The sequence below is a fragment of the Streptomyces sp. NPDC050988 genome (assembly GCF_044456225.1).
Taxonomy (GTDB): domain Bacteria; phylum Actinomycetota; class Actinomycetes; order Streptomycetales; family Streptomycetaceae; genus Streptomyces.
In genome coordinates this window covers 1-17,538 of record NZ_JBITFQ010000038.1, presented here as the reverse complement: position 1 = coordinate 17,538, position 17,538 = coordinate 1, and the positions used below count along the sequence as shown (strand labels likewise).

Below are 17,538 nucleotides of genomic sequence, written 5' to 3'. Positions count from 1 at the left end.
CGCCCCGCTACGTAGAACGCCGCCGCCGAGACCCCGGCCGCCGCTCACTGGGCCGAGTAACAGGATCCCCCGCCTCAAGCGCAGCAGCCCGCCGCCGCAACCCGAAGTCCGCCAACGCCTCGGCCAGCCGATGCACAGACGGCTCCGGAGCCATGACATCGACCCGCAGCCCATGCTCCTCGGCGGTCTTCGCCGTGGCAGGCCCGATACAGGCAATGACGGTCACGTTGTGAGGCTTCCCGGCGATACCCACGAGATTCCGCACAGTGCTGGACGACGTGAAAAGAACAGCGTCGAACCCACCACCCTTAATGGCCTCCCGAGTCTCCGCAGGCGGAGGCGAAGCACGCACGGTCCGATAAGCCGTAACGTCATCAACCTCCCACCCCAACTCAATGAGCCCAGCCACCAACGTCTCCGTGGCAATATCGGCCCGAGGCAGAAACACCCGATCGATCGGATCAAAAACGGGATCGTAAGGAGGCCAGTCCTCCAAAAGCCCAGCAGCCGACTGCTCCCCACTAGGCACCAGATCCGGCTTCACACCAAAGGCGACAAGCGCCTTGGCGGTCTGCTCCCCCACAGCGGCAACCTTGATCCCCGCAAAAGCACGCGCATCAAGCCCGTACTCCTCGAACTTCTCCCGCACGGCCTTGACCGCATTCACACTCGTGAAAGCAATCCACTCATACCGCCCGGTAACGAGCCCCTTGACGGCCCGCTCCATCTGCTGAGGCGTCCGCGGCGGCTCGACGGCGATCGTCGGCACCTCGTGCGGAACGGCCCCGTACGACCGCAGCTGGTCGGAGAGCGAAGCCGCCTGCTCCTTGGTCCGCGGCACGAGCACCTTCCAGCCGAACAGCGGCTTGGACTCGAACCACGACAACTGGTCGCGCTGGGCGGCGGCGGAACGCTCACCGACCACGGCTATCACCGGCCGCCCGCCATCGGGCGAGGGCAGCACCTTGGCCTGCTTGAGCGTCTGCGCGATGGTCCCGAGCGTCGCGGCCCAGGTCCGCTGCCGAGTAGTGGTCCCAGCAACAGTCACGGTCATGGGCGTATCGGGCTTACGCCCGGCGGCAACAAGCTCCCCCGCAGCGGCACCCACGGAATCAAGGGTCGCAGAAACGACAACAGTCCCATCCGACGCCCCGACCTCGGTCCAGCATCGCCCGGACGCGGTACGAGCGTCCACGAACCGCACGTCCGCCCCCTGGGCGTCCCGCAACGGCACACCCGCGTAAGCAGGCACACCGACAGCGGCAGCGACACCGGGAACGACCTCGAAGGGCACACCCGCGGCAGCGCAGGCGAGCATCTCCTCGGCGGCATAGGCATCAAGTCCGGGGTCGCCGGAGACGGCACGGACGACCCGCCTGCCACCCCTCGCGGCCTCCATGACAATATTGGCCGCGTCCTTCGACGCGGGGACGCCAGAGGTTGTTGACGCGCCGTCAACTACCGTTAGCTGAGGCGTGTCCGGGCTCGGGCCCGAATCGGTGTCGAGCACGGTGACGTTTCGTCTGGCGTGCGTGCGGACGACGTCGATCACTTCGGGTTCGGCGACCAGGACATCCGCGTTCGCCAGCGCCTCGACGGCGCGCAGAGTCAGCAGTCCCGGATCCCCGGGTCCGGCACCGAGGAAGGTGACGTGCCCGTGTTCGAGGCCGGCGGGAAGGGTGGTGGGGCTCAATGTGCTCGCTCCCCCATCAGACCGGCCGCGCCCTTGGCAAGCATCTCGGCGGCGAGTTCACGGCCGAGCGCCATTGCTTGGTCATGTGTCTCGGGCACGGGACCGGTGGTGGACAACTGCACCAGCGTCGAGCCGTCGGTCGTGCCGACGACGCCGCGCAGGCGCATTTCCTTGACAATCTGCCCGTCGGCCAGAAGGTCGGCGAGCGCACCCACAGGTGCACTGCAGCCGGCCTCCAGGGCGGCGAGCAGGGACCGCTCGGCGGTCACGGCGGCCCGGGTGAACGGGTCGTCGAGCTCGGCGAGCGCTGCGACGAGGTCCGCGTTGTCCGCGGCACACTCGATCGCGAGGGCCCCCTGTCCGGGGGCGGGCAAAATCGTGTCGACAGGCAGGAAGTCGGTGACGTCCCCGACCCGTCCCATCCGCTTCAGTCCAGCCGCGGCAAGCACGACACCATCGAGCTCACCACTGCGCACGTACCCGATCCGGGTGTCGACGTTCCCACGAATCGGCACGGTCTCTATCGCGATCCCGTGCTCCCGCGCGTACGCGTTCAGCTGGGCCATGCGACGCGGCGAGCCGGTTCCGAGCCGTGCCCCGTCGGGCAGTTGCGCGAAGGTGCGCCCGTCGCGGGCGATCAGGACATCGCGCGGGTCCTCGCGCACCGGGATCGCGGCCAGCACCAGATCGTCGGGCTGTGCGGTCGGCAGGTCCTTGAGGGAGTGGACGGCGAAGTCGACCTCACCGCTCAGAAGCGCGTCGCGCAGGGCGGTCACGAAGACCCCCGTGCCACCGATCTGCGCGAGCTGCTCGCGGGACGTGTCCCCGTAGGTCGTGATCTCCACAAGCTCGACGGATCGCCCGGTCACCTGGCTCACGGCATCCGCCACCTGCCGGGACTGGGCCATGGCGAGTTTGCTCCGCCTGGTCCCCAGTCTCAGTGCTTGCCCATTCATGCTCGCCCTCGGTTCTCGGCGCTCTCGAAGTTGTTGCTGTCAAAGTTCTCGCGGCCGAAGTCCAGACCACCAAAAGCAGTGCTGTCCTCGTCCCGGCTGTCGTCATCGGCCCGGGAGACGGCGGCGACCGTCTCGGGCTCCAGGTCGAACAGGGTCCGCAGCGCGTCCGCGTACCCGGCACCGCCGGGCTCGGCGGCCAGTTGCTTGACCCGTACGGTCGGCGCGTGCAGGAGCTTGTCCACGACGCGTCGCACGGTCTGGGTGATCTCGCCGCGCTGCTTGTCGTCGAGGCCGGGCAGCCGGCCGTCGAGCCGGGCGATCTCGCTCGCCACGACGTCGGCGGCCATGGCGCGCAGCGCCACGACGGTGGGCGTGATGTGCGCGGCCCGCTGAGCGGCGTCGAAGGCGGCGACCTCGTCGGAGACGATCCGTCGCACCTGGTCCACGTCGGCGGCCATCGGGGCGTCCGCGGAGGCCTCGGCGAGGGACTCGATGTCCACCAGCCGCACCCCGAGCAGCCGGTGCACGGCCGCGTCGATGTCGCGGGGCATGGCGAGGTCGAGCAGGGAGAGTACGGGCAGCGGCCGGGGCACCTCGGCGACGGGCTCGGGCCGACGCCGCTCGGGCACCCGTCCGAGGGTGGCCGCGGCGGCGGCGAGGGCGGCGACGGCGTCGGTGTCGATCTCGGGCGTACGGCGGCCCTCGCGACGGTCGACGGTCCCGTTGTCGACCCAGGCGGCGTGCTGCTCCAGGGTGGCCGCGTCCATACCGGCCACGGCGGCCTCCCCCATGACGGAGAAGCCGGTGGAGCCCTGCACAGCGGAACCTTGCGCGGCGGAACCTTGCGCGGCAGAACCCTGCACGGCGGAACCCTGCCCGGTGGACAGATCGAGCGGACAGCCGTCCTCGCTGCCCACGCTGGTGGGCGGAAGACCGGACCGCACGGAGCCGGAACCGGAGCCGGAGTCGGCGACGCGCTCCACGGCGGGCGCGCCCGTGCGCCCCTCGACCGCCTCGGCCACGAGGTCCACCGTCAGTACGAGTCCGGTCGCGCCGGTGCAGGACACGACGACGTCGGCACGTGTCAGCTCGCCCGGCACCGACTCCATCGGTACCGCGCGGGCCAGCACGTCCGAGTCGCGCTGGTCGTCCGGGTCGTCCTGGTCCGCCGGGCGCTGTCCGTACTGCTCGGCGAGCAGGGCCGCGAGGCGCTCCGCCCGGTCGAACGTCCGGTTGGCGACGACCAGCTCGGCCACCCCGGCGCGCGCGAGCGTCGCCGCGGCGAGCGAGGACATGGAGCCGGCGCCGATCACGAGGGCCCGCTTGCCCTTGAGCCAGGCGTCGACCGGGGCGCCGGACGACAGCTGCTCCAGGCCGAAGGTCACCAGGGACTGCCCGGCCCGGTCGATGCCGGTCTCGGAGTGGGCACGCTTGCCGACCCGCAGCGCCTGCTGGAAGAGGTCGTTCAGCAGCCGCCCGGCCGTGTGCAGTTCCTGCGCGGTGGCGAGAGCGTCCTTGATCTGGCCGAGGATCTGTCCCTCGCCGACGACCATCGAGTCGAGCCCGCAGGCCACCGAGAAGAAGTGGTGGACGGCCCGGTCCTCGTAGTGCACGTACAGATAGGGAGTGAGCTCATCCAGCCCAACCCCGCTGTGCTGCGCGAGCAACGTGGAGAGCTCGGCGACGCCCGCGTGGAACTTGTCCACGTCGGCGTAGAGCTCGATCCGGTTGCAGGTGGCGAGCACCGCGGCCTCGGCGGCCGGCTCGGCGGCGACCGTGTCCTGGAGCAGCTTGATCTGGGCGTCCGCGGACAGCGCGGCCCGCTCCAGGACACTGACCGGAGCGCTGCGGTGGCTCAGTCCGACGACAAGAAGGCTCATGCCGGCATCACGGCGGGGACATCCCCGTCGGGCCCTTTCCCGGCCTCCTTGGCCGCGGCGGCCGCCTCGGCCTCCGCCTCCATCGCGGCCCCGGCCTGCGCCTCGGCCTCCTCGCCGGCCTTGCGCTGCTCGTGGAAGGCGAGGATCTGCAGCTCGATGGAGAGATCGACCTTGCGTACGTCGACACCGTCCGGGACGGTCAGCACGGTCGGCGCGAAGTTCAGGATGGAGGTCACACCGGCGGCGACGAGCCGGTCGCAGACCTGCTGGGCGGCGCCGGCGGGGGTGGCGATGACACCGATCGACACGCCGTTGTCGTCGATGATCTTTTCCAGCTCGTCGGTGTGCTGCACGGGGATCCCGGCGACGGGCTTGCCGGCCATCTCGGGATCGGCGTCGATCAGCGCCGCGACGCGGAAGCCGCGCGAGGCGAACCCGCCGTAGTTGGCCAGGGCCGCGCCGAGGTTACCGATACCGACGATCACGACCGGCCAGTCCTGGGTGAGGCCGAGTTCGCGGGAGATCTGGTAGACGAGGTACTCGACGTCGTAGCCCACACCGCGCGTCCCGTACGACCCGAGGTACGAGAAGTCCTTGCGCAGCTTGGCGGAGTTGACCCCCGCCGCGGCCGCGAGCTCCTCGGAGGACACCGTGGGTACCGAGCGCTCCGACAGAGCGGTGAGGGCTCGGAGGTACAGCGGAAGCCTGGCGACGGTGGCCTCGGGAATCCCTCGGCTGCGGGTCGCCGGTCGGTGAGTTCGGCCAGTTGCCACGGTGCTCCTGCGGGTAGCGCGGGGCTTCAGGCGGTCGCACGTACCTAGACCGCCCCGTCGAATGCAGGCTATGTCTTTGTGAACGCGTGCACAAAGATGGTGTCCGATTTGCCCGGCCAACGTGACCGGGGTCACGCACCCCCGGCGCACCCGTACGGAACCGGCGCACGCGCACCTTCGTTCCTCACATGTTGGGGGCAAAACCGCACACTCTCCTCTACGATCCCCGCCCCCGAGTCCGAACCGCCCTCGATCCTAAGTGACTTTCCGGCCTCTTTGGACGCCTCGGTCAGGCCACGGTTCCATTACTCCGCCCCATTGGCTACGCCTTGAGCGCCCTGCGCAGCCGCTCCTCATCGACCCGCCAGAACGTGTGCTGGGCCCCGTCCACCAGCACCACCGGGATCTGTTCCCAGTACTCGCGGTGCAGTTCCTCGTCCTGGGTGATGTCCTTCTTCTCCCAGCGGACACCGAGATCACCACAGACCTTCTCCACGACTTCCTGTGCGTCTTCGCACAAATGACAGTCGGGCTTCCCGATCAGCGTGACCAGCCGCTCCCGCGACACACTCTTCTCCGCACGACGCTCACCACGTCGAAAGATGGGGCTCATACGAACCATTCTCCCGCCGCGTGGGCTCGCCCGGCCCTCCACCCGAAGCACGACCACCCCGCGAAGCGCCCAAGAACGATCCCGAAGAGATGAGTTCTTTAACGGCACGGTCGCGGAGAGTTCACAGCCTCCAAACCTCCCGACTCCGGAACCACCGAACAAACTGGCTATGCTCACGCCATGGCCGCTCTCGGATGGCTCACCCCCCGTAGGCGCTCCGCCACCGCGCGGAGCGTGCTGGCAGGCGAGGCCTCGGCTGAGGCAGCGCGCAAGTCCTCCCAGGAGTTGGAGGAGCTGGCGCACGAAGCCGCGCCCGAAGGCACCGAACCGGAGTTCCCGGTCATCGGTGACGACAAGGCCGCCGCGTTCTTCGACCTCGACAACACCGTGATGCAGGGCGCCGCGATCTTCCACTTCGGCCGCGGTCTCTACAAGCGGAAGTTCTTCGAGACCCGCGACCTCTACCGGTTCGCCTGGCAGCAGGCCTGGTTCCGGCTGGCCGGCGTCGAGGACCCCGAGCACATGCAGGACGCCCGCGACTCGGCGCTGTCGATCGTGAAGGGCCACCGTGTCTCCGAGCTGATGTCGATCGGCGAGGAGATCTACGACGAGTACATGGCCGAGCGCATCTGGCCCGGCACCCGCGCACTCGCCGAGGCCCACCTGGACGCGGGCCAGAAGGTGTGGCTGGTCACGGCGGCCCCCGTCGAGATCGCCACGGTGATCGCCCGCCGCCTGGGCCTGACCGGCGCGCTCGGCACGGTCGCCGAGTCGGTCGACGGCGTCTACACCGGCAAGCTCGTCGGCGAACCGCTGCACGGCCCCGCGAAGGCGGAGGCGGTACGCGCCCTGGCCGCGGCGGAGGGCCTGGACCTCGGCCGCTGCGCCGCGTACAGCGACTCCCACAACGACATCCCGATGCTCTCGCTGGTCGGGCACCCGTACGCGATCAACCCGGACGCCAAGCTCCGCAAGCACGCCCGCAAGCTCGACTGGCGGCTGCGCGACTACCGCACGGGCCGCAAGGCGGCGAAGGTCGGCATTCCCGCGGCGGCCGGCGTCGGCGCGGTCGCGGGCGGCACGGCGGCCGCGATCGCCCTGCACCGCCGCCGCCGCTGAGCACACCGCGGCAGGAGTCCGTACGACAGTGCGGGTCGGCCGTGGCCGGTCGCACAGTTCACCGCGCGCCACAGGAACACGGGCAATCCGGCTGTCCTACCCGCGCAGAGCCCCCGCCAGTCCCGTTAACGGCACCCGGCCACAACACGCCCCGGACTCAGACGGAACGCGGAATCATTCGATCAACAACCGGTCACTCTCCGGCACTTGATGAGGCGTCATTCGGTAACAGAAGCGACGTAATCGATGATTTGAGCAACTGGGTGTAGCACTGCCTGTACGAAGCGTTATTCTCCTCAGACGCATGACGGGCCCCACTCTTCGCTACGACGGGTGAATGGTCCGGTACTGCACGTGATGGAAGCTCTGCCTCTGGGAGTCCCGTGTACCCACACGTCGGGGTTGACGCCTCGGGCCTGGCTACGCTGCGCGCAACGGTCATCGACCGCCTGCGCGGCTTCGTCCCCACCGCGTACGCCGTCCCCGCCCTCGCTGTCTCCGCCGCGCCCGTCGGCCCGTGCTACGCACTGGCGGACGGCAGCGCGGCGGTGGGCAGACGAGGTCGTTCGAGCGCGTCGGCCACCACCGCACGCCGCCCGGCCGCAGACAGTGACAGCGCCCGGATGATGGACCTCGTGGAGCGCGCACAGGCCGGTGAGGCCGAGGCCTTCGGCCGGCTCTACGACCAGTACAGCGACACTGTGTACCGCTATATCTATTACCGCGTCGGCGGGAAGGCGACCGCGGAAGACCTCACAAGCGAGACGTTCCTGCGCGCCCTGCGCCGCATCGGCACGTTCACCTGGCAGGGCCGTGACTTCGGCGCCTGGCTCGTCACCATCGCCCGTAACCTCGTCGCGGACCACTTCAAGTCGAGCCGCTTCCGGCTGGAAGTGACCACCGGCGAGATGCTCGACGCCAACGAGGTCGAGCGCTCCCCCGAGGACTCCGTCCTGGAGTCCCTCTCGAACGCGGCGCTGCTGGATGCCGTCCGCCGCCTCAACCCGCAGCAGCAGGAGTGCGTGACCCTGCGCTTCCTCCAGGGCCTCTCGGTCGCCGAGACCGCCCGCGTGATGGGCAAGAACGAGGGCGCGATCAAGACCCTCCAGTACCGGGCGGTGCGCACACTGGCCCGGCTCCTCCCGGAAGACGCCCGCTGAGACCCCGTACACGGCGGGCCCTGCCCCGCCTCCTCTCCGTACGACTCCGTATGTCTCCATACGCTCAGCGATGTCCAACTCACCGTCCGTGAAAGTCCGTTGACTTCGCGGTCCGATCATCCGTCGTCCGTAACCCAAGTGCCGAGCCGCTCGTTGTGCGGGATACAGGCTCCCTGTGGTCACACCCTGGCCGACTTCGATCACTCGATCGAGTGGTCGTGGTCGGGGTGTGCAACCCTCAGGACCCCCTGGGGAGTCGACCGTGATGACGAGAGGAGGTGCCGCCAGTGATCGCGAACGTATCGGCGCACCGGCGGGCGAACGCCTTCGCCCAGGCCCTGGAAGAGCAGCCCGACCGGGGCACGGCGGCCGAGCAGTCCGAAGGCCCTGCTCCGGCCGCCGTGGACCGGCCCGAGCAGGGCCGGATGCTGTCCCTGGCGACCGGCCTCGGCGAACTGCCCAAACCGGAGCTGGACCCCGAGGTCAAGGTCGTCCAGCGGGCCCAGCTGGTGGCCGCGATGGAGGCCATGCTCCAGGAGGGCACGGCAGCGGGAGGCAGGGCGGCGGACCCTTCGGTGCCCGAGCAGCGGTCCCACCGGGGCCGGGGCGCGCACCGGGCGACCGGGCTGGGGAAATTGCGACCGCGTTCCCGGCTGTCGAAGGGGCTCGCCGCGGGCGGGCTCACCGTCGGTGTGGCCGCCGGAGCCTTCAGCGGTGTCGCCGCTGCCAGTTCCGACGCCCTGCCCGGTGATTCGCTCTACGGGCTCAAGCGCGGCATGGAGGACCTCAAGCTGGGCATGGCCGACGGCGAGGGCGACCGGGGCCGGCTCTACCTCGACCAGGCCTCCACCCGGCTGAGCGAGGCGCGCCGCCTGATGGAGCGCGGCCGCTCGGGGCCCCTCGACCACGAGTCCCTGGGCGAGATCCGGCGCGCGCTGTCCGGCATGCAGCACGACGCCTCCGAGGGCCACCGCCTGCTGCACGAGGCCTATGAGCGGGACCCGGACTCCCTGGGCCCCATCCAGGCCCTCTCCGCCTTCTCCCAGTCGCACCGCGACGCCTGGGGCGCCCTGCGCGACCGGCTGCCCGTGCAGCTCGGCGACGTCAGCCGCCAGGTCAGCTCGGTCTTCGACGCCATAGACGAAGAGGTCGAGCCGCTGCGCTCGCTGCTCCCGAAGCCACCCTCCCCGGAGGGCACAGGCCGCCACCGCGGCGCGAGCTCGGACGCCACCGACTCGTCCCGTACGGACCGACCGGCCGCCCCCAGCTCCACCGGCGGCGACTCGTCGGACGGCACCGGCTCCAGCAGCGGCAACCCCAAGCCGTCCACGTCCAAGACCCAGGACGACGGCCTGCTCGGCGGCAACACCGGCGGCCTCCTGGACCCGCCCGAGGACGAGACCAGCCCCTCCCCGTCCGGCAAGGACACCCCACCGGCGGAGCCGGACGTGACCCTGCCGCCCCTCCTCCCGGGCCTGCTCCCGGGCCTGGGAATCGACAGCGAGGACGCGGACTAGCTTCTTCGGATACGTCGGTGGGGGCGCCCCTTTTCACAAGGGGCGCCCCCACCGACGTATCCAGAAGTCCTGGACGCATCCAGGACCTTCAGAAGAACACCGACCGCCGCTGCACCAGCAGCTTGTAGAGCGTGTGCTGGATCTGCTCTCTCACCTGGTCCGTGAGGTTGAACATCAGCATCGGGACCCATCTACACCGCCGCCCTCGCACTGCTTCGCAGGCTTCGGACGGCTGCGCCGGACTCCGTCCGTCGGCCTGGCGCGCCGGAGTATCCCCCCTTGCGGAACCGGCCCTCAGAAGAACACCGACCGCCGCTGCACCAGCAGCTTGTACAACGTGTGCTGGATCTGTTCCCTCACCTGGTCCGTGAGGTTGAACATCAGCATGGGATCCTCCGCCGCCTCCGGCGGGTAGCCGTCCGTCAGGATCGGCTCGCCGAACTGGATCGTCCACTTCGTGGGGAGCGGGACGCCACCGAGCGGGCCCAGCCACGGGAAGGTGGGCGTGATCGGGAAGTACGGGAAGCCGAGGAGACGGGCCAGCGTCTTGGAGTTGCCGATCATCGGGTAGATCTCCTCCGCACCCACGATGGAGCACGGAATGATCGGCGTGCCCTGGCGAAGGGCCGTCGACACGAAGCCGCCGCGGCCGAAGCGCTGGAGCTTGTAGCGCTCACTGAACGGCTTGCCGATGCCCTTGAAGCCCTCCGGCATCACCCCCACCAGTTCGCCGCGCTCCAGGAGCCGTTCGGCGTCCTCCGCGCAGGCGAGCGTGTGACCGGCCTTGCGGGCCAGTTCGTTGACCACCGGCAGTATGAAGACCAGGTCGGCCGCGAGGAGCCGCAGATGACGGCCGTCGGGGTGGTTGTCGTGGACGGCGACCTGCATCATCAGGCCGTCCAGCGGCAGCGTCCCGGAGTGGTTGGCGACGATCAGCGCCCCGCCCTCCGACGGGATGTTCTCGATGCCCTTCACCTCGACGCGGAAGTACTTCTCGTAGAGGGGCCGCAGCATCGACATCAGCACCTGGTCGGTGAGCTCCTGGTCGTAACCGAAGTCGTCGACCTCGTACTCACCCGTCAGTCGCCGCCGCAGGAAGGCCAGACCGCCGGCGATGCGCCGGTCCCAGCCATTCTCCTGCGGCTTCTCCACAGCAGCCGGTTCCTCACGCGTCACAGGAACATCATCCTGCGGAATCGTTCGTGCGGGCAGGGGCTGGACCTCACGAACCACCACGGGCTCGCCCTTGCGCCTGTTCCCCGCGCCCCGGCGCCGCGGCGGCCGCTGTACGGCACTCCCGCGGGACCGGTCGTCGTCGAACGGAATGACCTTGGCGTCCGCCATCGTTGATGCGCTCCTCAGTTGGCGCTCTGCGTCGGGAGATGGCCACCGCCGAGTACAGGCAGTGCCGCGATCCGGTCGACGGCCCCCGCAAGGGCCTCGGGGGGCAGGAGTCCGGGCCCTCGGCTGCGTGCGAAGTCCGCGAAGGTCTCCGCGGTCGTGTACCTGGGACCGTAGCCGAGCGTCTCGCGCATCTGCCGGGTCGCCACGACCCGGCCGTGGGTGAGCAGCCGCAGCTGCTCGGGCGAGAAGTCCGTCATGCCCAGCGTACGCAGCGCCGAGCCCACCCAGCTCACCGCGGGCATCAGCACGGGAACCGTGGGCCGGCCGAGCCGCCGCGCGCACTGCGAGAGCAGCAGGACACCGTCGCCGGCGATGTTGAACGTACCGCTGTTGAGCGTGCCGCGCCGCGGCTCGTGCGAGGCGATCCGCAGCACCTCGATCACGTCGTCCTCGTGCACGAACTGCAGCCGCGGGTCGTAGCCGAGTACGGTCGGCAGCACGGGCAGCGAGAAGTACGCGGCGAGCGGCGAGTCCGCGCTCGGCCCGAGGATGTTCGCGAACCGCAGCACACACACGGCGACGTCGGGCCGGCGCCGGGCGAACCCGCGCACATACCCCTCGACCTCGACCGTGTCCTTCGCGAAGCCGCCGCTGGGCAGCGACTTGGGCGGGGTGGTCTCGGTGAAGACGGCCGGATCGCGCGGCGCCGATCCGTACACGTTGGTACTGGACTTCACGACGAGCCGCTTGACCGTCGGCGACTTCTGACAGGCGCCCAGCAGCTGCATGGTGCCGATGACGTTGGTCTCCTTGACCGTGGTCCGGCTGCCACCGCCCAGCGGCGTGGCCGTCACGTCCAGGTGCACCACCGTGTCCACGGAGTGCTCCGCCAGCACCCTGGCGATGGCGGGCTGCCTTATGTCGGCCCGTACGAAGTCGGCGCCGCCCAGGTGGTGCTCGGGCGGGACCGCGTCCACGGCGACCACCCTGTCCACCTCGGGGTCACGCTGGATCCGTCGTACGAACCGGCCCCCCAACTGACGGGCCACTCCGGTCACGAGCACGACCTTCCCCAAGATCAGCGCCTTCCTTCCAGCCGTCGACGACATGCTGCTCGTACTGTGCCGTTCGTACTCTGCCGTGTTCCCCGTGACCGCCACGTTAGCGGGTCGGTGTTGCGCTGTGATGACCGCCCGATGCACGAAGTGACGACACCCCCGTACGTACGACCAGACCCAGCCATTCGCCGCACAGTCGTAGGCCCGGACGTACGCACGGCGTTCGCCCGGCCGGACACCGCGGCAGGGAATCAGGGGGGTCAGGGGATACGACTGTGGCCCCCCACCAGCCGGTGGGGGGCCACAGAGCGCACTGTCACAGCGTCGTCGCCCACCGTCTGCCCTGCTTGTGGCGGGTGACCGCTGTCCGTCGCGACCTACTTCTTGTTGCGACGCTGAACGCGAGTGCGCTTGAGCAGCTTGCGGTGCTTCTTCTTCGCCATCCGCTTGCGCCGCTTCTTGATAACAGAGCCCACGACTACCCTCGCTCACTTCTCTTTACTCGTTGCTGGGCTGCATGGGCCCACACGACTTATGAGGGGCCAGCCTACCCGTCTGAGCGCCGAGGTCGTAATCGAGGAGTTCCGGGTGAGGTCCCGGGGACGCGATCGAGCCGTCCCGGGACCTCCCCGGACCGCCGTCAGGCTGTCTCCACCCCCACGTAGGACTCGCGAAGGTACTCGTGAACCGCTTGCTCCGGGACGCGGAATGACCTCCCGACCCGGATCGCGGGCAGATGACCGCTGTGCACCAAGCGGTACACGGTCATCTTCGACACTCGCATCACCGAGGCGACTTCCGCCACGGTAAGGAACTGAACCTCGTTCAGAGGCCTCTCGCCAGCAGCCATGACACACCTGAACCTTCCGCACTCGACGGTCACCGGCTTCCCCTTCCGGTGACACTTCGTCGTTGCGTGCTCACTCCCCAGAGTAGGGGCGTGTGATGCGAGTGGGGAAGAGGAGGGGCCATCGGCGGCCTACTGTGACAGACACGCTCGATTGAGTACATAGCGAGTAAGCGGTCGGTAGTAATCAGACCGCACAGCGTCATCAAGTGGAACGACGACGGACACCCGCCCCTCTGCCTCTCCGACGAACAGCGCGGGATCGTCGGTGTCACCCAGGCCCATGGCCTCGAACCCCAGCTGACCTGCTCCGCAGACCCAGCCGTGGTCTCCCACCACGAGTTCCGGCAGGGGGCCGCCGACCTCCGCCGCGGCGGCCAGAGCGGTACGAACCGGGAGGGGAGAGTGCGTGTGCGCGCCGGTCTCACGACCGGGGTCCCACGCCCCCGGTTCGCGCACCAGCGCGACTCCTCGTACGTAGTCAAGGTTGTACGTGCGTAGACCGAACCGGGTCGTTATGTCGACACAGTGACCATGCGCGGGGGTGAGGACGGTACACCCCGCCGCCGACAGAGCGTCCGCCAGGGCGGCGTAGAAACCGATCAGCCGGTGCGGGTGTCCGGTGCCGAGCAGCACCGGGGAACGGTTCCGTGCGGCTTCCGCAAGCCGGGCGGCGAAGGCGTCAAGAGCCGCCAGAGTTCGCTCAGGATCGATCACATCAGGACCAGACGTGTACTGCGGATCGGGGGACACCCCGCACTTGTCCGCCATCAAAGCGATCAGATCCGGTTGTTCCCATGTCCATTCAGGATCAAGCCCGATCATCACCCGCGGATCCCGCGCGGCGAACAACCGATAGCTCCTGAGACTCGTCTCCCGCGAGGTGGCCACCGTCCCCGCCAGCCTCGCCGCCAGCAAATGCGCCCGCAACGCTCCACTACTCAACACGCCCCGATGCTGACGCATCCACCCACCCCACACCCCCAAAACCCCTGAAACACCCCACAGTTGGCGTAACGGGGTCTAGGGCGAGGGGGACGGCTGAGGCTTTCTTTCGCCCCCGCCGCCCCTACCCATTCCCGTCACTAACTCAGGGGCTCCGCCCCCGAACCCCCAAAAGACTGCGCAGTTCCCCGCGCCCCTAGGGGGCCTTTAGGGGCGCGGGGAACTGCGCGACCAGCCCCCACCGGCCCGCACCCGAAAACGCCCCCCACGGGGCCTGGGGCGGAGCCCCAGAGGGACGGGAATGGGTAGGGGCGGCGGGGGCGAGAAAAAAGGCCAGGCCCCCCGGCGGAGCCCTACGCCAACAACCCCCGCAACGGAAACGCAGCCCGCCGCGCAGCAAGCACAGCCTGGTCAAGACGGTCGGCGGGGTCATACCCCGACTCCCACCCCTTCCACGACACAGGCCACCGCCCATCAGTCATCCGCGCAGGCGCCAACTGCCGCGTACGAGCAAAAACCTCCTGCCGCCACCCCTCAGGAACCACCGTCTCCGGCGCGATCTCCCGCCCCGCCGCGACAGCCACCAGATGCGTCCACGACCGAGGCACCACATCCACCACGGCATACCCGCCCCCACCAAGAGCGACCCACCGCCCCTCGGCGTACTCGTGCGCCAGCTCATGACAGGCCACCTGCACAGCCCGCTGCGCATCCAACGACACGGCAAGATGAGCGAGCGGATCCTCGAAGTGCGTATCGGCCCCGTGCTGAGTCACCAGCACCTGCGGCCGAAAGTCCGCGACCAACTCCGGCACGACGGAGTGAAAGGCCCGCAGCCACCCCGCGTCCCCGGTCCCGGCCGGCAACGCCACATTCACGGCGGACCCCTCCGCGGACGCGGCCCCGGTCTCCTCCGGCCACCCCGTCTGCGGAAACAGGGTCCGAGGATGCTCGTGCAACGACACGGTCAGCACCCGCGGGTCCTCCCAGAACGCGGCCTGCACCCCGTCCCCGTGATGCACGTCCACATCCACGTACGCGACCCGCTCGGCCCCGAGCTCCAGCAACCGGGCAATGGCCAAAGAAGCATCGTTGTAGATGCAGAACCCCGACGCACCGCCAGGCATCGCATGATGCAGCCCGCCCGCGAAGTTCACCGCGTGCAGCGCCTCACCCCGCCACACGGCCTCGGCGGCCCCCACCGACTGCCCGGCGATCAGCGCGGACACCTCGTGCATCCCGGCGAAGGCGGGATCGTCCATGGTCCCCAGCCCGTACGCCCCGTCCGCGCTCCTCGGATCCACAGAGGCGGCCTTGACCGCCTCGATGTAGTCCTCCCGGTGCACGAGCCGCAGAGTCGAGTCCCCGGCGGCCTTGGCCGAGACGACCTCCACCTCCCGGTCGAGCCCGAAGGCATCGACCAGGCGCCGGGTCAGCGCCAACCGGACCGGATCCATCGGATGATCCGGGCCGAAGTCATAGCCCGTTACTGCCTCGTCCCACATCAGCTGTGCGCGGCCGCTCATGCCCGTCACCGTATCGGGAAGGTTCAGAGGCGAACGACTTGGCGTACACCAACGTCACCAGCACCAACACCATCGGCACGAGCATGGCCCCCCGATAACTCCACGCATCGCCCAGAGCCCCCACCAAGGGCGAACCGATCAAGAACCCCACATAGTTGAAGATATTCAGTCGAGCGACGGCCGCATCCGCAGCCCCTGGAAAGAGCCGTCCGGCGGCCGCGAAGGTCTGCGGCACGATCACGCACAACCCGAACCCCAGCAGCGTGAAGCCGAGCATCCCGACCCACGCCCCCGGCGCCCCCGCCACCACCGCGAACCCCACCGCCGCGACCGCCGCACCGGCCCGCACCACCATCACGGCCCCGAACCGCCGCACCCCGAAGTCCCCGACGGCCCGCCCGATCAGCGTGGTGACCATATAGACGTTGTACGGAACGGTCGCCAGCTGCTCCGAACTGCCGAGCACGTCCTGCAGATACTTGGCGCTCCAGTTGGAGACGGTCGAATCCCCGATGTACGCGACGGCCATCACCAGACACAGAGGCAGCAGCAACTTGAACCCAACGCTGCCACCACCGCTCCCGCTCTCGCCCTGCCCCTTCGCCTCGACCTCGGCCTCGGCCTCCGGCCCGCTCCCGTCGACGTACCACCGGCTCCCCACGAAAGCCGCGGGCAACAACACCACGACCACCGGCAGATACGACACGAACAGCGCCAGATCCCAGTGCGCCCCCACCCACGCGAGCGACGCCCCGACGATCCCGCCCAGACTGAACGCCGCGTGGAACCCGAGCATGATGCTGCGCCCGTACCTGTGCTGAAGACTCACTCCGAGCATGTTCATGGAGGCGTCGAGCGATCCGACGGCCAGCCCGAAGGCGGCGAGCGACACCCCGATCGCCCACAGCCCGTCACCGGCCCCCACCCCGAGCAGGGCCAGCAGCACCACCGGCTGCGACCAGCGCAGTACGTGGCTGGGGGGCACCCTCTTCACCAACTGCTCGGTGCAGACGCTGCCGACCCCGGCCAGGATCGGCACGGCCGCGAGGAAGGCCGGCAGCAACGCGTCGGATATCCCGTACCGGTCCTGGATCGCGGGTATTCGCGTCACGAGCAGCGCGAAGGCGACGCCCTGGGCGAAGAAACTGAATGCCAAAGAAGCCCGGCCACGCCGCAGCACATCTGTCATGGCGGCTCAGCGTAGGGCTCAGGCTTACCCGTGGGTAGACGGTTCAAAGATGAATTTTGTTCAACTCTGGCGCTGGAAGATCAACTTGAGATCAACTCAGTGGCCATACGGACGGCAAGTCAGCTCTGAAGCAGGCCGATCAGCTCGCTCATGTCCTCGAAGAGCCGGTCGGCCCCCGCCAACCGCTCGGGCGGCGTCATCGCCGTGAACCCGTACACATCCATGCCTGCCGCGACGGCCGCCCGCACCCCGAGCGGACTGTCCTCGACGACAAGACACTTCTCCGGCGGCACCCCCATGCGCTCGGCCGCGTGAAGGAACAGATCCGGCGCCGGCTTCCCCCGGCCCACGTCCTGCGAACTGAAGATCCGCCCGTCGTCGAACCACCGGTCAAGACCGGTCTTCCGATGCCCGACCCGGATCCGCTCATGACTCCCGGACGATGCCAGACAGTACGGAACCCCGTCCGCGGCCAGCTTCTCCAGGACCTCCACGGCCCCCGCCACCGGCTCCAACTCCCGCTCGAAGGCGGCGAACACGCGCGCATGAAAGACATCGTCGAAGTCGGCGGGCAGCCGCTCCCCGGTCCGCTCCTCGACCAGATCGTGTACGCGGTGCATGGCGGAGCCCATGTAGTCGCGCAGGGACTCCTCGTACGAGGTGGGGTGCCCCAGCTCGGTGAGATAGGCGGCCAGCAGCGTATTGGAGATCGGCTCACTGTCCACAAGGACGCCGTCGTTGTCGAAGACCACCAGTTCGTAGCGCATAACAAAGACCCTAAACGCAAGAAAGCCCCCGCACCGAAGTGCAGGGGCTTTCCCATAATATTTGTTCGGCGGTGTCCTACTCTCCCACAGGGTCCCCCCTGCAGTACCATCGGCGCTGTAAGGCTTAGCTTCCGGGTTCGGAATGTAACCG

Annotated in this window: 16 protein-coding genes, 1 rRNA gene and 1 pseudogene; 3 read left to right on the top strand and 15 right to left on the bottom strand. The window is 69.0% G+C overall.

Features of this window, described 5'->3' with window-relative positions:
- Nucleotides 1–7: 7 nt before the first annotated feature.
- From ACIBEI_RS43550 to ACIBEI_RS43530, 5 genes are all read right to left on the bottom strand, one after another.
- Nucleotides 8–1,693: a bifunctional uroporphyrinogen-III C-methyltransferase/uroporphyrinogen-III synthase gene (locus ACIBEI_RS43550; RefSeq protein ID WP_269651637.1), complete on the bottom strand. Its 1,686-nt coding sequence runs from the start codon at nucleotides 1,691–1,693 to the stop codon at nucleotides 8–10.
- A complete protein-coding gene (gene hemC, locus ACIBEI_RS43545) occupies nucleotides 1,690–2,649 on the bottom strand; it encodes a hydroxymethylbilane synthase (RefSeq protein WP_398896523.1) in 960 nt (319 codons plus the stop codon). Before hemC ends, ACIBEI_RS43550 begins: the two co-directional genes overlap by 4 nt.
- The gene (locus ACIBEI_RS43540) at nucleotides 2,646–4,529 is read right to left on the bottom strand and encodes a glutamyl-tRNA reductase (protein ID WP_398896522.1); all 1,884 of its coding nucleotides are present in this window, start codon (nucleotides 4,527–4,529) and stop codon (nucleotides 2,646–2,648) included. Before ACIBEI_RS43540 ends, hemC begins: the two co-directional genes overlap by 4 nt.
- Entirely contained in the window at nucleotides 4,526–5,302 is a 777-nt protein-coding gene (locus tag ACIBEI_RS43535) for a redox-sensing transcriptional repressor Rex (protein WP_189844922.1), read from the bottom strand. The genes ACIBEI_RS43540 and ACIBEI_RS43535 overlap by 4 nt, the downstream gene beginning before the upstream one ends.
- A gap of 322 nt (nucleotides 5,303–5,624) precedes the next feature.
- A complete protein-coding gene (locus tag ACIBEI_RS43530) occupies nucleotides 5,625–5,924 on the bottom strand; it encodes a glutaredoxin family protein (RefSeq protein ID WP_398896521.1) in 300 nt (99 codons plus the stop codon).
- A 171-nt stretch (nucleotides 5,925–6,095) separates the two neighbouring features.
- Between ACIBEI_RS43530 and ACIBEI_RS43525 the strand changes: the two genes are divergently transcribed.
- The 3 genes from ACIBEI_RS43525 (at nucleotide 6,096) to ACIBEI_RS43515 (ending at nucleotide 9,711) form a co-directional block, all read left to right on the top strand.
- Nucleotides 6,096–7,034 (top strand): HAD family phosphatase, encoded by a 939-nt coding sequence (locus ACIBEI_RS43525; protein WP_189844924.1) that lies wholly within the window; start codon nucleotides 6,096–6,098, stop codon nucleotides 7,032–7,034.
- 383 nt (nucleotides 7,035–7,417) lie between these two features.
- The gene (locus ACIBEI_RS43520; protein ID WP_055616602.1) at nucleotides 7,418–8,194 is read left to right on the top strand and encodes an ECF subfamily RNA polymerase sigma factor, BldN family; all 777 of its coding nucleotides are present in this window, start codon (nucleotides 7,418–7,420) and stop codon (nucleotides 8,192–8,194) included.
- Between the two features lie 287 nt (nucleotides 8,195–8,481).
- The gene (locus tag ACIBEI_RS43515; RefSeq protein WP_398896519.1) at nucleotides 8,482–9,711 is read left to right on the top strand and encodes a DUF5667 domain-containing protein; all 1,230 of its coding nucleotides are present in this window, start codon (nucleotides 8,482–8,484) and stop codon (nucleotides 9,709–9,711) included.
- 88 nt (nucleotides 9,712–9,799) lie between these two features.
- On the opposite strand, the pseudogene ACIBEI_RS43510 reads toward ACIBEI_RS43515, so the two are convergent.
- The 10 genes and pseudogenes from ACIBEI_RS43510 to rrf form a co-directional block, all read right to left on the bottom strand.
- A pseudogene (locus ACIBEI_RS43510) lies at nucleotides 9,800–9,895 on the bottom strand (glycerol acyltransferase); the annotation flags it as partial.
- Nucleotides 9,896–10,005: 110 nt separating this feature from the next.
- Entirely contained in the window at nucleotides 10,006–11,055 is a 1,050-nt protein-coding gene (locus ACIBEI_RS43505) for a lysophospholipid acyltransferase family protein (RefSeq protein WP_398896518.1), read from the bottom strand.
- Nucleotides 11,056–11,069: 14 nt separating this feature from the next.
- Nucleotides 11,070–12,131, bottom strand: a complete 1,062-nt coding sequence (locus tag ACIBEI_RS43500; RefSeq protein WP_143644173.1) for an NAD-dependent epimerase/dehydratase family protein — start codon at nucleotides 12,129–12,131, stop codon at nucleotides 11,070–11,072.
- A 359-nt stretch (nucleotides 12,132–12,490) separates the two neighbouring features.
- Nucleotides 12,491–12,589: a 30S ribosomal protein bS22 gene (locus ACIBEI_RS43495; RefSeq protein ID WP_003948845.1), complete on the bottom strand. Its 99-nt coding sequence runs from the start codon at nucleotides 12,587–12,589 to the stop codon at nucleotides 12,491–12,493.
- A 164-nt stretch (nucleotides 12,590–12,753) separates the two neighbouring features.
- Nucleotides 12,754–12,963, bottom strand: coding sequence for a helix-turn-helix domain-containing protein (locus ACIBEI_RS43490; RefSeq protein ID WP_093781815.1), 210 nt, complete (start codon nucleotides 12,961–12,963; stop codon nucleotides 12,754–12,756).
- Between the two features lie 129 nt (nucleotides 12,964–13,092).
- On the bottom strand, nucleotides 13,093–13,908 hold the full coding sequence (locus tag ACIBEI_RS43485; protein ID WP_398896516.1) for a phosphatase: 816 nt from the start codon (nucleotides 13,906–13,908) through the stop codon (nucleotides 13,093–13,095).
- A gap of 350 nt (nucleotides 13,909–14,258) precedes the next feature.
- Complete coding sequence (locus ACIBEI_RS43480) at nucleotides 14,259–15,431, bottom strand: acetoin utilization protein AcuC (protein ID WP_398896514.1); 1,173 nt, start codon at nucleotides 15,429–15,431, stop codon at nucleotides 14,259–14,261.
- Entirely contained in the window at nucleotides 15,382–16,620 is a 1,239-nt protein-coding gene (locus ACIBEI_RS43475; protein WP_398896513.1) for an MFS transporter, read from the bottom strand. Before ACIBEI_RS43475 ends, ACIBEI_RS43480 begins: the two co-directional genes overlap by 50 nt.
- Nucleotides 16,621–16,739: 119 nt before the next feature.
- Nucleotides 16,740–17,387, bottom strand: coding sequence for an HAD family hydrolase (locus ACIBEI_RS43470; protein ID WP_398896511.1), 648 nt, complete (start codon nucleotides 17,385–17,387; stop codon nucleotides 16,740–16,742).
- 63 nt (nucleotides 17,388–17,450) lie between these two features.
- Nucleotides 17,451–17,538 (bottom strand): 5S ribosomal RNA (gene rrf / locus ACIBEI_RS43465); the annotation flags it as partial.

What these genes read in the sequence shown, in the direction of transcription:
- hemC (WP_398896523.1), bottom strand. Translation starts at nt 2,649, where the DNA reads ATGAATGGGCAAGCACTGAGACTGGGGACCAGGCGGAGCAAACTCGCC.
- ACIBEI_RS43540 (WP_398896522.1), bottom strand. Translation starts at nt 4,529, where the DNA reads ATGAGCCTTCTTGTCGTCGGACTGAGCCACCGCAGCGCTCCGGTCAGT.
- ACIBEI_RS43530 (WP_398896521.1), bottom strand. Translation starts at nt 5,924, where the DNA reads ATGGTTCGTATGAGCCCCATCTTTCGACGTGGTGAGCGTCGTGCGGAG.
- ACIBEI_RS43525 (WP_189844924.1), top strand. Translation starts at nt 6,096, where the DNA reads ATGGCCGCTCTCGGATGGCTCACCCCCCGTAGGCGCTCCGCCACCGCG.
- ACIBEI_RS43505 (WP_398896518.1), bottom strand. Translation starts at nt 11,055, where the DNA reads ATGGCGGACGCCAAGGTCATTCCGTTCGACGACGACCGGTCCCGCGGG.
- ACIBEI_RS43490 (WP_093781815.1), bottom strand. Translation starts at nt 12,963, where the DNA reads ATGGCTGCTGGCGAGAGGCCTCTGAACGAGGTTCAGTTCCTTACCGTG.
- ACIBEI_RS43480 (WP_398896514.1), bottom strand. Translation starts at nt 15,431, where the DNA reads ATGAGCGGCCGCGCACAGCTGATGTGGGACGAGGCAGTAACGGGCTAT.
- ACIBEI_RS43475 (WP_398896513.1), bottom strand. Translation starts at nt 16,620, where the DNA reads ATGACAGATGTGCTGCGGCGTGGCCGGGCTTCTTTGGCATTCAGTTTC.
- ACIBEI_RS43470 (WP_398896511.1), bottom strand. Translation starts at nt 17,387, where the DNA reads ATGCGCTACGAACTGGTGGTCTTCGACAACGACGGCGTCCTTGTGGAC.